This window comes from Brumicola pallidula DSM 14239 = ACAM 615, assembly GCF_000428905.1.
Taxonomy (GTDB): Bacteria; Pseudomonadota; Gammaproteobacteria; order Enterobacterales; family Alteromonadaceae; genus Glaciecola; species Glaciecola pallidula.
This window is the reverse complement of the sequence record NZ_KE386814.1, coordinates 176,291-190,054: the sequence shown is the minus strand read 5'-3', so window position 1 is coordinate 190,054 and position 13,764 is coordinate 176,291. Positions and strand designations below refer to the sequence as shown.

13 protein-coding genes are annotated in these 13,764 nt (G+C 41.4%); 3 read left to right on the top strand and 10 right to left on the bottom strand.

Annotation, left to right across the window (positions count from 1 at the left end):
* Positions 1-14: 14 nt before the first annotated feature.
* From G399_RS0111725 to phoB, 4 genes are all read right to left on the bottom strand, one after another.
* Positions 15-2,798: a hypothetical protein gene (locus tag G399_RS0111725; protein WP_006013780.1), complete on the bottom strand. Its 2,784-nt coding sequence runs from the start codon at positions 2,796-2,798 to the stop codon at positions 15-17.
* A gap of 202 nt (positions 2,799-3,000) precedes the next feature.
* Positions 3,001-4,161 (bottom strand): PstS family phosphate ABC transporter substrate-binding protein, encoded by a 1,161-nt coding sequence (locus G399_RS0111720; protein ID WP_006013778.1) that lies wholly within the window; start codon positions 4,159-4,161, stop codon positions 3,001-3,003.
* A complete protein-coding gene (phoR, locus tag G399_RS0111715; protein ID WP_026843684.1) occupies positions 4,158-5,471 on the bottom strand; it encodes a phosphate regulon sensor histidine kinase PhoR in 1,314 nt (437 codons plus the stop codon). The genes G399_RS0111720 and phoR overlap by 4 nt, the downstream gene beginning before the upstream one ends.
* A gap of 5 nt (positions 5,472-5,476) precedes the next feature.
* The gene (gene phoB / locus G399_RS0111710; protein WP_006013774.1) at positions 5,477-6,166 is read right to left on the bottom strand and encodes a phosphate regulon transcriptional regulator PhoB; all 690 of its coding nucleotides are present in this window, start codon (positions 6,164-6,166) and stop codon (positions 5,477-5,479) included.
* Between the two features lie 416 nt (positions 6,167-6,582).
* Between phoB and rdgC the strand changes: the two genes are divergently transcribed.
* Together rdgC and G399_RS0111700 are read left to right on the top strand one after the other, a co-directional pair.
* Entirely contained in the window at positions 6,583-7,479 is an 897-nt protein-coding gene (rdgC, locus tag G399_RS0111705) for a recombination-associated protein RdgC (RefSeq protein WP_026843683.1), read from the top strand.
* 372 nt (positions 7,480-7,851) lie between these two features.
* Positions 7,852-8,307 (top strand): hypothetical protein, encoded by a 456-nt coding sequence (locus G399_RS0111700; protein ID WP_006013770.1) that lies wholly within the window; start codon positions 7,852-7,854, stop codon positions 8,305-8,307.
* 346 nt (positions 8,308-8,653) lie between these two features.
* Here the strand turns inward: G399_RS0111700 and G399_RS0111690 are convergent, their stop codons facing one another.
* From G399_RS0111690 to folB, 5 genes are all read right to left on the bottom strand, one after another.
* A complete protein-coding gene (locus G399_RS0111690) occupies positions 8,654-9,487 on the bottom strand; it encodes an HDOD domain-containing protein (RefSeq protein WP_006013767.1) in 834 nt (277 codons plus the stop codon).
* A gap of 133 nt (positions 9,488-9,620) precedes the next feature.
* Positions 9,621-9,983: a histidine triad nucleotide-binding protein gene (locus G399_RS0111685; RefSeq protein WP_006013764.1), complete on the bottom strand. Its 363-nt coding sequence runs from the start codon at positions 9,981-9,983 to the stop codon at positions 9,621-9,623.
* A gap of 46 nt (positions 9,984-10,029) precedes the next feature.
* A complete protein-coding gene (locus tag G399_RS0111680) occupies positions 10,030-10,830 on the bottom strand; it encodes an undecaprenyl-diphosphate phosphatase (protein ID WP_006013761.1) in 801 nt (266 codons plus the stop codon).
* Positions 10,827-11,330 (bottom strand): 2-amino-4-hydroxy-6-hydroxymethyldihydropteridine diphosphokinase, encoded by a 504-nt coding sequence (folK, locus tag G399_RS0111675; RefSeq protein ID WP_006013760.1) that lies wholly within the window; start codon positions 11,328-11,330, stop codon positions 10,827-10,829. Before folK ends, G399_RS0111680 begins: the two co-directional genes overlap by 4 nt.
* Positions 11,330-11,683, bottom strand: coding sequence for a dihydroneopterin aldolase (gene folB, locus G399_RS0111670; protein ID WP_006013757.1), 354 nt, complete (start codon positions 11,681-11,683; stop codon positions 11,330-11,332). Before folB ends, folK begins: the two co-directional genes overlap by 1 nt.
* A gap of 83 nt (positions 11,684-11,766) precedes the next feature.
* On the opposite strand from folB, the gene plsY reads away from it, so the two are divergent.
* The gene (gene plsY, locus G399_RS0111665; RefSeq protein ID WP_006013755.1) at positions 11,767-12,369 is read left to right on the top strand and encodes a glycerol-3-phosphate 1-O-acyltransferase PlsY; all 603 of its coding nucleotides are present in this window, start codon (positions 11,767-11,769) and stop codon (positions 12,367-12,369) included.
* A 122-nt stretch (positions 12,370-12,491) separates the two neighbouring features.
* Here plsY and tsaD read toward each other — a convergent pair whose 3' ends face one another.
* Positions 12,492-13,505 (bottom strand): tRNA (adenosine(37)-N6)-threonylcarbamoyltransferase complex transferase subunit TsaD, encoded by a 1,014-nt coding sequence (gene tsaD, locus G399_RS0111660; RefSeq protein ID WP_006013752.1) that lies wholly within the window; start codon positions 13,503-13,505, stop codon positions 12,492-12,494.
* Positions 13,506-13,764 lie beyond the last annotated feature (259 nt).

Here is a 13,764-nt window from a genome sequence, read left to right as displayed (position 1 = left end):
AACCGTTGGAGTTGTTATAAACCTACTGTCCAGTTTGCAGTCCAGTCATTGTTTGCATCTTTAACCGCGCCAATGAAATCGACCGGAGTAAAGAAGCTATCTAAGGTTGTTACGTCAGTAGGAGCTGTAGCATCAATTGTAAAGATCCCGTTTAATACAGCGGCCTGGTCTGCTGCTATTGAGTTCCCAGCTTGACCTAAGAACCAGGTTTGTTGGTCGAAGGTACCAGAATCTTTAATATTTTCAGCACAAGCCAGTACCGAAGACTGAAATACTAACTGTGTAGCACTTGTTCCGTCCATGTTTTCTTCTAGCGTAATATCACCATCTGATAAATCAGATTCGAAACATTCGCCCATTCCTGCAGGACCGGTTACCACAAAGTTATATAGCTGCGCGTTAGTTTGGTCTCGCAACAAAACACCTTCAGAATCAGTGTCAGCGGTGTCAAAGGTATTACCAATAATCGTCATGTTAGCAAGCGTTGGGTTAGAAAAAGCAGTACCTTCACCGCCATCACCGTCACCTTCAATACCACGGTTCGCATCTGAGTTATCATCTGCGTGTTTTACCAGTACAAATTGCATTTTACCTTTATAGCCGTTGTCCCAATCAACTGAATCATCTTGAATACCAGTTAGAACTAGGTACTTAGCATTAACCGCACCGCCAAAGAACTCGACACCATCGTCTGCGTTTTTGTGCACTTGAAGATACTCAACAACCGTACCTGAACCGACTGCACCAAAAGTAATACCGTTTAATTCGTTATCAGGAGCAACTTCAAAACCACCATGCATAACTCGGACGTAGCGCAAGGTTCCTGAATTGTCAGCATCATTATCACCTCCGAATACAGCTCCTTCTTGCACGCCTTCCACTTGCAACGCACAAGCTGTGCCGTCTTGTGGACATTTGGTAGACTTACCGTTACCCAAAATAACCATACCGCCCCACTGACCAGCGGTACCATTTGCTAGACCGGCAGTTAGGCCATTAGCAACATGCTGACTAGATGTAAATGTAATTGGTGACGTTGCTGTGCCGTTCGCTTCAATTTTGGAACCACGGCTAACCACTAAATAATCCGCACCTGAGCTTCCGTAAACAACCACGCCTGGGTCGACTATTAATGTAGCACTGTCAGTATTATCGCCACCAATGAACACCGCTTCAGATAACGCGTAGTGGTTGCCCGCTGTTAAACGCAGGTTAGTTGTAATGCGACCAGACAACTGGCATGTGTTGGTGGTGCCATCTACTGCTGGAATAGTGGTTGTTCCTGCTGGACAACCTGACGCTGCTGTAACCACACCGACTTCACCACCACCAAAACCAAACGCCCAACCTTGACGCCAATCATCAGCGCCAATTGCGCCGATAAATGCATTAGTATCAAAATAGGTGTCTAAACTTGCTGGATTGCCACCAGACGTACGTAGTGAACTTTCCGCGGTCAAGGTACCGTCACTGTTGATACCAACGTTAGCGCGGTCAGCAAAAGCAATGATGCTATTTCCTTGTTGCTCTGTGCCGAACCAGATATTTAAGTCAACATCGGGTGCAGTAAAGTTAAATGCTTCCGCACAAGCGATAACTGAATGAGTAATAGTGATGTCACCGTCGGCCAAGTTACCTTGAACCGTTGCGTCATTATCCATTTCTAAACACTCACCCATACCCGCTGGACCAGTAATTAGCATGTTGATGATATTCGCACCGGTTTGGTCACGAAGTAAAACACCTTCAGAGTCAGCATCTGCAGTATCGAAGCCATTACCAATAATCGTAATATTAGCAATTTTCGGAAGTGAGAATGGGGTGCCGTCACCGCCATCGCCGTCACCTTCAATACCACGGTTAGCATCAGAGCCATCACTTGCATGTTCAACATAGACATACTGTAGTTTACCGTTGTAGCCATTGTCCCAGTCAACTGAGTCGTCTTGAATTGAAGTTAATACAAGGTGCTTAGCGTTCACTGAACCACCGAAGAATTCGACACCGTCATCCGCGTTTGCATGAACTTGTAAATAATCGATTTCTGTACCCGAACCAACACCACCAAAAGTAATACCGTTTAATTCATTATCAGGTGCAATTTCGAAACCTGCGTATTTAACAACAACATAGTTGAGTATACCCGAATTGTCAGCATCGTTTACACCACCAAATACTGCGCCAGTTTCAGCGCCTTCTACTTGCAGTGAACAATCAGTTCCGTCAATTGGACATTTGGTTGTTGGTGCATTACCAAGAATGATCATACCGCCCCATTGGCCAGCTTGAACTTCGTTACCGATAACGTCATTGTATGAAGTGAAAATAATTGGAGAAGCCGCAGTACCTAGCGCTTCGACTTTTGAATCTCGACTGATAACCAAATAATCGGCGCCAGCGCTACCAAAAATAATAGTGCCTGGTTCGATTTTAAGGGTGACGCTGTTTGCTTTATCATTACCAATGAAGACCGCTCCAGTTAATGCCCAGACGGTGTCGTTAGTTAGTGTGATAACACCGTTAACAGCATCTGCATCAGTAAGACGACCAACAAGCTCTCTAACTTCAATGGATTGACCTAACGCGGTCGATACTTGAGCACTTAAAGCGGTATCTACTGAACCTGGTTTTGTATCATCAGGAGTAGGAGTAACCGGAGTACCGCTATTGCTGTTGTCATTGTTTACAACACTATTATCAACAATATCGCCTTCAGAAATATTAATATCTCCGCCACATGCGCCAAGTGCCAAAGTAGCTGCAATTGCAGAAACTCTAAATAGTCCGTTCAAGTTCATTTTGCTCTCCAATGTTTCAAAAATAAGAAATTACTACTAAAAATTTTTAAAGCAGATTACTTGATGTAAATGACAGTTATGTTACACAGCGGTATTGTCACAAAAGTTTAATACAAGAGGATGGGTTTGAGTTTGAGTTTGAGTTTGTATTTGATATGTTTATGGTAGCCGTCGGGGACTTGTTTGACTCGTATTGCCCTAATTAACGTAAAATAGAGACCAATTGCTTGTCCCTGAGTTCTTTACTAATTGAATAGTAGCCATTTTTATTCACCATATCCTGCCCTTCATTCGATAAAATAAAAGTCAGAAATGCACGTTCCAAGACTGGTAAATGCTGATCGGGTGGCTTATTGACCACAATATATAAGTAGCGAGAGAATGGATATTTACCCGAGGTTACATTGTCGGTATTGGGTTCTATATAATCATTTTCACCATCGATTTCGGTGCTAATAGAAAGCGCTTTAACATTTTCGTTAAACTGCCCAAGCGCCGCATAGCCAAGCCCGCCAACGGATGATGCAATCGATAATACAACTGATGATGACCCCGGTAATTCATTAACCGTGGCCTTAAAATCACCTTCGCACAAGGCTTGTTTTTTAAATAAATCATAGGTCCCTGAAGCAGAATTACGGCCGTATAACAGTACTTCTCGATTTTCACCGAACTTGGTCACACCAATATCAGTCCAAGTGTCTATCTTCTTAGATGAACCACAGAATCTAGTCACCGAAAAAAGCGCATCCACTTCCTGTAGCGTCAGCGATTGTAACGGATTATTTTTTTCAACATAAATAGCAATTGCATCCACGGCAACAATAAGCGTTGTTGGTGGGTAGCCATATTTTTGCGTAAAGCGACTGATTTCAGTCGCTGTCAGCGCTCGCGACATTGGGCCTATTGTCGCGGTGCCTTGTGTTAAGGCTTGTGGCGCTGTGGCTGAGCCGGATGCTTGAATTTGAAATTTAACATGCGGGTAAACGGTTTTAAATTGCTCAGACCATAGTGAAATTAACGTGGCTAAAGTATCCGAACCTACCGAAGATATGCTGCCATAAACGCCGGCTAAACTCTCTTTTTTGGTCAAGGAGGCCAAGTCTACGGGAGTGGTATCTGGCAATTCTATGCTGTGTTCTTTGTTGGTTAATGTGTCTATTTGAGATGAGTTTGTTACTGCAGGTTTAACTGGTGATCTCTGTTCTTGCTCCTGCGCATTTAGGTGTAATGGGAAAAATACTAATAGTCCGATAAACAGACACATCATCCGACAGGCGAAGGAGCACAAAAGACGCTTACCATCATTTAGGCTGATATTAATTTTTTCAGAAATGGCTTGTTTAAGCAGTACGTTGATCACGAATCCAAACTATTTTCATAAATAAGTTCTGGGGGCAGTATAAATGAAAATTCACTGCCCTTACCAACTTTACTCTCAATATTTAAAAAAGAATTGTGATGATTGAGTACATGCTTGACAATGGATAACCCCAAACCTGAACCACCGGTTTTTCGCGAACGCGCTTTATCCACGCGGTAAAAGCGCTCTGTTAGTCGACGTAAATGTTTATCTTCAATACCATCGCCATTATCGATCACAGCGAAGCACGCCGCGTTACCCCGCTTTTTCCATATGATTTTTATATTACCGCCCGGTGGCGTGTAATAAATAGCGTTAAAGATAAGGTTCGAACAAGCGCTACGCATTTCAGTTTCAACACCAAATATGCGCAGTTCATTATCTACCTTAAACGTAATAGTGTGTTGTTTTTCGTTGTTCAAGGTTTTAGCTTCTGTTTCAACTTGCCTCAACATTGCCGTCATGTCGATAGTGTTTTCATATATACGCTCTGCCGATGCTTCAATTCGCGACAAAATAAGCAAGTCTTCAATAAGAGCCTGCATGCGCTTAGTTTGCGTTCCCATTTCCGTCATTGCTTTATTTACGAAAGGATTTTGTTCGTCACCGTCGCCAGTAAGTACTTCAAGATACCCGTTGATAACCGTCAGTGGGGTGCGCAGTTCATGGGATACATTGGCCACAAAGTCTTTGCGCATTTCTTCTAATTGAGACACACGAGAAACGTCTCGAACTATCAGTAAGAGTTGGTCTTCACCATACGCCATTATCCGATACTCAAAGGTTTTATTGGGATTGGTCGGAGCCGGAATTTCAATTGGATATTGATATTCACCGGAATGAAAATAGTCGATGAATTTAGGATGACGGATAAGGTTGTCAATTCTGCGTCCAGAATCGTCAGGCCATTTTAAGCCCATTTCAATCCTTGCATGACGATTACACCACACAATTTTCGCTTCTTTATCTACTACAACGACAGCATCTGGAAGTGCTTCTGAGCCCTCGCGGAAGCGCTTGACCAATTCACCTAGGTTACGGCGTTTATTCCTATTGCGGCGCTGCAAATAATAAATGCCTTCATATACATGTTCCCAAACACCGGGGGCTGATGGTGGTGACATTTTACGACTTTCCCACAGCCACTTGGTTAGCTGGTATAAGTGCAGATAGTTGAAAATAATGAGGGACACGGTTGCGATCAAAAGCACTAAAGTGACATTTTCTAAGTAAATGCCAATCAAGACAATGAAGGCTAGATAAATAAATAGCCTAAATATACTTTTGGTCCATGATCGCGGGTAATACATTACATTTAAATCTTATTCGAGAAGCGATATCCTGCGCCACGGACAGTTTGGATCATGGCATCGTGGCCATGTTGTGATAAGGCTTTGCGAAGACGACGAATATGCACATCAACCGTGCGGTCTTCCACGTAAACGTTAGTACCCCATACATTATCTAGTAACAACTCCCGGCTGTAAACGCGTTCCGGATGGGTCATGAAAAAATGCAATAACTTAAATTCGGTTGGCCCCATATCTAAAGGATCGCCATTGGCCGTTACGCGATGCGAAATAGGTTCCAATATCAAGCCATTAAACTCGATTGGCTCTTCTTTTGAAGTTGGAGTCACGCGGCGCATAACAGCCTTGATGCGAGCGACTAGCTCTTTTGGCGAAAACGGCTTGGTGACATAATCATCGGCACCCGCTTCTAAGCCTCTAATTTTGTCGTCCTCTTCGCCTCGAGCAGTCAACATAATCACAGGGATTTCACGTGTAAATTCGTGCTGTTTTAGTTTTTTTGCCAATTGAACACCACTACCACCTGGCAACATCCAGTCAAGGAGTATCAGATCAGGATACGGTTCTTTTACTTTTTCTAATGCAACATCGAAGTCTTCGGCTTCGACAACATTAAAACCAGCTTGTTCTAACACGAAAGTAAGCATTTCCCTGATGGGTGCTTCATCTTCAACTAACAAAATTGTGCGAGACATAGATTTAACTCGTGACATAATTAATTGACCGCCATTATTAAAGTATTCTGTGACAGTTTTATTAAATAACTAAAAGAATTAGCAAAACAACCAAATTATTCTAAAAATAATCAAAAAAACGTCCAATAGACACCATATTTTAGCGTTTAGTTGCGCCAACACCAAAATTTGTGACATCTGATATTACCCCACCACAAGAATAAGGACACACCTATTTCAGGCAAAACTAGCGTGACCAACTGAAATCTGCAATACCCATTCAAAAAGCACTGAAAAAGACACTGAAAAAGGACACACCTATTTGAACTCATATAGGTGTGTCCTTTTTCAGTGCCTTGCGGAAATTGCTTTTGACCATCGGCGTGCAGATTGGTAGAGTGCGTCCACTTTTTTTATCGGTAATTATTAGAATAACTATGTGGTTCAAAAATCTTAAATTATATCAACTAACAAACTCGTTAGAACTCACCGAAGAACAACTTCAAACTCAGTTAGAAAGTATGTCTTTTCGTCCCTGCGGTTCTCAAGATATTGCTACTATGGGGTGGACATCACCGTTTAGAAATAGCGACATGTTGTTTCAAAAAACCGCTAATCGTTATTGGTTAGTGCTCAAAAAACAAGAACGAATATTGCCAGCCTCAGTGATTAACAATGAATTAGCTGAAAAAGTAGCACAAATTGAGGCTGAAACAGGTTCACCTGTTCCGAAGAAATCCCAACAAGATTTGAAACAAGAAATTGTTCACCGTTTACTTCCTCAAGCATTCACTAAAAACAGTGTCACCCACGGGTTCATTTCACCCGAGAATAACCTTGTTGTCGTAGATGCCAGCTCTGATGGTGCAGCTGAAGCTTTTCTGTCTTGTGTTAGAAAGTGTATTGGCTCACTTCCCGTTGTTCCTTTTGCAAAAAGCAGCAAACAAGAAATTCTAACGTCTTGGGTTCTTCAAGACGCACCTGAGCAAATCGAAATACTGGATGAAGCTGAGTTCAAGTCACCGTCAGAAGATGGCGCCGTAATTAGGTGTAAATCACAAGACCTAGATGCGGCTGAAATACTAGCGCATTTGCAATCTGGTATGTTAGTTCAAAAATTAAGCGTTGCTTGGCAGGACCGACTCACCTGTATCATCGCCGAAGATTTATCTATAAAGCGTTTGAAATTCACTGATGTCGTAAAAGAACAAAATGAAGATATCCCTAAAGATGAACTCAACGTGAAGCTGGATGCTGATTTTACACTAATGTCTTCTGAAGTCGTCGAATTTGCTGAAGCTCTTCGCAAAATATTTGAAGTCGATTCGGAATAATAAAGATATAAGTATGAGGCTGATCGCTAGGTCAGCCTAAAAATGTAATTTTATTACACTTTTGTTTCAGTACTCTAAAATCACACCAATGTAGTGCAGAAAGAAAGTGTAAAACCTCACCAAAACAGCTCAAAGTCACTAAATACGTGCAGTAAAAAGCATTCGCATCTTATGTTTATATTGTTAAAACTTGGTGACTAATGAGTATCAATTGTTAAAATACAGTAATTTAATTACATTTTAACGTTAAATAAGATACGAAAATCAATTATTTTGTAATTTTATTACAAAATAGCTAGATCTCTTTATGTAAATCAGTATTATTTATATGGCAACAATGTTGTTGCACAATATTATTACTGGGATACTCATATGAAAACTTTATTCACCTCGATCGCTATTGCGACAATCACATTTAGCGCTTCTGTTTCAGCAACGAATGTGCAACTTCGTCCGGCAGACAATACATTTGAAACTAAAGTGTGCTACACCGCAGCAACTGAAAGCTTAAAAGCCGCTTACCAACTAGTGCGAGAGAGCACTGAAAACTTTGACCGTTTCACTGCTATTTTAAGTTGCAACGGCAAGTCGCTAGCTCGCACAGCAAGAACATTTAAACAAGCAGACCAAGAACAAACACAAAACATAAGAAAAGTTAAATTTGTTACTGATGAATCGCTTGAATCACAAATTTGTTTAGATGCAGTGCTGATTGGTGTTGATGTCGCTTTAGAGAAGCATGACATGCAAAGATTCAATATCATTTGCAACAATCAAGATATCAAAACATTTGCTAAACAATTTGCAGGGAAAGCCGTCTCTCTATAGAGCAGAAATTCGGAACAGGATAGTTCCCAGCAAATCCTGACATGGTGAGAGCTTGAGAAAGGCAGCTTTTTCTATCTCTCGCCATCCAGTGACACGCAAGTAATTAATATCAATACCAACAAGAACACTCCTCATTTATGCTCCCCGGAACTGACTAATAATCCCGTCTGTTTTTTCAGACCATGGATAATATATATGACTGTATTTTACTTTTCGGCTGCAAACCCTTAATGCAAAAAAAAACCCAACAGACGTTGAGCTTTTATAATTATATATTTTAAGTTCCTGAATTTATCAGTCAACGAATGTTCAGTTGATAATTCAAGATCCGACTCAGTAGAGGCATTTACGCGAAGATAGCTTTTGCATTATCTCTAATTTCCGCAAACTCAGGGGACTGGTAAATTTCAACATCAGCAAAAATACCTTTCTGTTGTGCTAGCGTTAGGATTTCATCACCATTGTCTGCTTGATTTGATAATGCCGCGCCTATACGAACGAAATCAATATAGTCAATGGTTGGTTCAGTGAACTCTAAGTTTCTCCAATGCTCTGCGCACTGAATAAAAACCTCATTAAATTGCCATTCACGCATAATACTGCCACCAATGCGACCGGACAGTTTCTGGATAGCTACATCAAGGAAAGTTGGATTGGCAAAAACACTGTCATGACGTTCGGCTTCAGTTAATACCGGTAATGCACCTATATTAGCTACCAATGCAGAAAGTGTCATGGTATCTAAACTCAGGTTCTTTTTACCTGTCGCAGCTTGATAAGTCAGCATAGCCGCCATCGCATTTGCTACAATATCGACAGTGTCATTCCACATTTTCGTCATGTATTTTTTAACAGTTTCATTTTTCGAAACAAACAGTTGTTCCATCGCCAAAGCGGTGGCAATATTCTTGACTTGATTTAGACCAATTCGAGTTACCGCTTGCGTGGTAGAAGTTACCTTAACGGTACGACCTAAATAGGCACTATTGGAAATTTTAATCATCCGAGCGCTCAACGACGGATCAAGACCTACTACGTCAGCCATGCCATTCAAATTGATATTGGGATCGTCAGCCGATCTTCTTACTTTCAATGCAATTGCAGGAAGCGTTGGTAACACCAAAGTATCGTTGTTAATTTTTTCGACTAAAATAGTTAACAGTGCATTTTGAGTTGACATGTAAATAAAACCTTATAATTTTATATTTTGCTTAACTACGTTAGCAAAACTCTGATGACATTTTACCGTTGGTTTGATTGCATCACTGTACAACTGAAAATTGTGACTAATCGCTTCAAACTGATGAATTAGTTTACCCTTTTAATCGTTCTTGATAAGGAGGCCATCCCAATGCTTTCCCTGCTAAAACGTGCAAATGAATATGGTAAACCGTTTGCCCGCCATCTTGATTACAATTCATTACTGTTCTAAATCCCTGCTCTGCGACACCTAAGTCTTTTGCGACATTTGCTGCAACGCGATGCATATAACCGATGAGTGCTTCGTCTTCAGCAACAATATCATTGGTGGTAGCGATCGCCTTTTTCGGGATAACTAAGAAGTGCACTGGCGCTTGTGGGTTAATGTCCTTAAAGGCGATGACCCTGTCGTCTTCAAACAATATATCGGCCGGGATCTCTTTATTAATAATTTTTGTAAATATCGTGTCATTCATACTAACAGCCCTTTTGGTAAACGATTGACTAATTTGGGTATATAAATTAACCCAAAACTATGTATAACAATACGAAACCTAATACCAATCGATAAATAACGAATGGCAACATTCCTATTTTAGAAATCCAATTTAAAAACAAGAATATACATAAATAAGCAGCAACAAAGGAAAAAGCAGCACCATAAAACAACTCATTCCAGTTGACTTTAGCGACACTTTCTAACAAGCCCAATACCGAAAACAAACCGGCACCTAAAATGATCGGTATGGAAAGTAAAAACGAAAATTTTGCCGTACTTTCTCGGTCCAGTCCAAGCATGAGTCCCGCGGTCATAGTAATACCTGAACGAGACGTGCCTGGAATAATTGCAACCGCTTGAGCCAAGCCAATGATAACAGCTTCTTTGAGACCAATATTTTCAATCTTTTTTGTTTGTTTTGCGGTTATATCCGCATACCAAAGTAATAAACCAAATACGATAGTCGTGATTGCGATGACGATTGCAACGCGTAAATTTTCGGCAATAAAATCTTTCATTAAGTAACCAAAAATGACACCTGGAATGGTAGCAACAATTATCCACCAAGCTAACTTACTTTCTGTTGTTTGTTGGCGACTAAAGCCAGTCGAAAACCAAGCAACAGTTAGCTTTGCAATATCACTTCTTAAATAAATCATAACTGCAAGTAAGCTACCCACATGCACAGCAACGTCAAACGCCAAACCTTGCTCGCGCCAACCTAGAATTTCGGCGGGTAAAATAAGGTGAGCGGAACTAGAAATAGGTAAAAATTCAGTTAAACCCTGAATTATCGCAAGAATAATTATTTCAAAAAACGTCATTTCCGGGTATTGCTCCACGCATAGTCAGCAACCCACAAGTTTTGTTTTTGCTTGTCGTACTGCTGCCATAGGGTTTGATAAGTTTTTTTCACCACGGGATGAATGTGCTTTGGTACTAAGTCAGCTAGCGGCCTCAATACAAAAGCATTATAGAGAATTTCATCACGGGGTAAAATAATAGGCTTATCGATGACACGCTCATCAAAGATCAATAAATCGAGGTCGAGGGTTCGCGGTGCAAATTTTTGCGTTCCTCGAATTCGACCATTTTCATCTTCAATTTTTTTTAGTATTTCACAAACTCGTTTAACGCTGGCATCAGTTTGAGCAGACACGACTAAATTAAAAAATGTATCGCCTTTAAAACCAACAGATTCACTTTCATAGACTGGCGAAAGCTGCACATTGTCAAAAGCCTCAGCAATGCCATTAAGCCCGGCATTGGTGTTCGCCGTTTTATCGATATTAGAGCCCACACTAATAAGTATAAAATGAGACACTAACTGCGCTCTCTGGTCATACTAATAGCGACATTTACCGCTTCTTTTAGAATATCCGGCTTGTTAACAGTGAGCGTGACTTTTTGCGGGTTGAATTCTGCAAATATCATATCGAGCATTTCTTTTGCCAACGCTTCGAGTAAAAAGTAGGACGACCCATCAGCGAGCTCAGCTAAGCGCTGAGCAACCTTGCCGTAGTCGATCGTATTGTTGACATCATCGGTACTGGCCGCCAACTCTAGGTCAGTAACCATATCGACATCCAGTATGAGCCTCTGTTTTGCGTGCCTTTCGAACTCAAAAACACCAATAAGTGCGTGGACGGTTAAGCCCTGTATTTTAACTAAATCCATGACAATAACTTAATCGGCTAGCGATTTTTTTCACCTTCTAGTAATGTATGATTAAGTGTAACCGCAACACAGGGACCAAGTATATGATTTCATTCACGCTGATGATGATTTTTGCCGCATATATGTTAGGTTCCGTGTCCAGTGCGATTATGGTTAGCTATCTTTTTGGTAAAGGCGACCCACGAACTCAGGGCTCAGGAAATCCCGGGGCAACTAATGTTTTGCGTATTGCAGGCCCTTTCGCTGCGGTTATCGTCTTAGTCTTTGATATATTGAAAGGAACCGTGAGTGTTTATGCGGCGTTTCTATTCGGTGTTGATGCTATATCGATTGGTGTTATTGCTATCGCTGCTTGCCTCGGCCACATGTACCCCGTATTTTTTAAATTCAAAGGCGGTAAAGGCGTAGCAACTGCCTTAGGATGTTTAATTTCCTTAGACTTTAATTTAGCTGGCCTATTGCTAGGAACATGGCTATTAGTCGTTATACTGACCGGCTATTCATCACTCGCTGCTATCGTTACCGTCACGCTTGCTCCTATTTACACCCTGCTTTTTAAGCCTGACTACGTCTATCCCGTAATCATGTTGTCGGCCCTGATCATTTGGCAGCATCGAGATAATATTAGACGCCTACTTGGCGGTAAAGAAAGTAAAATATGGAAAAAGGGCAACGTTAATGAATAATGTGAAAACAGTATACATACCGAAGGCAATTAACTAATTCACGTAAGATTGCGACCATATTTCATTAGTCATTTTAGCTCAATAATTTAAGCGAAAGCGTCTTGTGGTCCGCCTAAAATCTATTATATAGCTTGTAGAGAATCCAGAGGCCATCTTGGCATCGCTTTCGTATCCAAACCTTCAGACTCACCGGCTAATAAACGTTGCGCTCCTGCATACGCGATCATGGCCCCATTATCTGTGCAATATTCAAAAGCAGGATAATACACGTCGATCCCCTTACGGCGGTTCAAATCTTGTAACGTGGCTCTAAGCTGCTTATTTGCGCTAACACCGCCAGCAATCACTAAACGTTTTTGATTGGTTTGCTTTAATGCACGCTGACATTTGATCAATAACGTATCCACCACCGCGTCTTGAAATGCATAAGCAATGTTGGCTTTTGTTTGGTCGGCGCCATCACAAGCTCGAATTGTATTTGCTGCGAATGTTTTTAATCCACTAAAGCTCATGTCTAAACCAGGACGGTCAGTCATAGGTCTAGGGAACTTGTAGTGACCGGGTTGGCCTTTTTCAGCTAACTTTGCTAACAAAGGACCGCCAGGATAATCGAGGCCAAGGAGCTTTGCTGTTTTATCGAATGCTTCTCCCGCGGCATCATCTAATGATTCACCTAGAACGGTGTATTGACCAATCCCTTGAACATCGACAATCATGCTGTGGCCGCCAGACACCAACAAAGCAATAAAGGGAAATGGTGGCGGATTATCATCCAACATTGGGGCCAGTAAGTGTCCCTCCATATGGTGTACACCAACCGCAGGCACTCCCCAAGCGTAGGCTAAACTGCGACCCACTGAAGACCCCACAAGCAATGCCCCTACTAAGCCAGGCCCACGCGTAAAGGCAACACCGTCAATCTCATTCGAACTGAGTCCAGCGCTTGCAATCGTGCGCTTGATTAAAGGCACAATTTTTCGAACGTGATCGCGAGATGCTAGCTCAGGCACAACGCCCCCGTAATCAGCATGCAATTTAACTTGGCTGTAGAGTTCGTGAGATAACAAGCCACTGTCAGTGTCATAAATAGCCACACCTGTTTCGTCACAGGATGTTTCGATGCCTAGAATTTTCATGTAAATACTCAGTAAAAAAATAATCCTTTAAAAGACGTTTTGAAATACGCTTTTAAAATACCAGTTTGAAATACGCGTTTGAAATACGCGTTTGAAATATGCGCTTGAAATATGCGCTTGAAATAGCTTTGTAATGGTTTCAGTTACTTACGAAGTAACAATCAAAAAAGCGCTAAAATAGCCAACGATCACAGTGCAATCGGTGATTTGCTAGTATATACTGCGCATCGCTGTCGGAAAACCAAGTAACGCAAATATT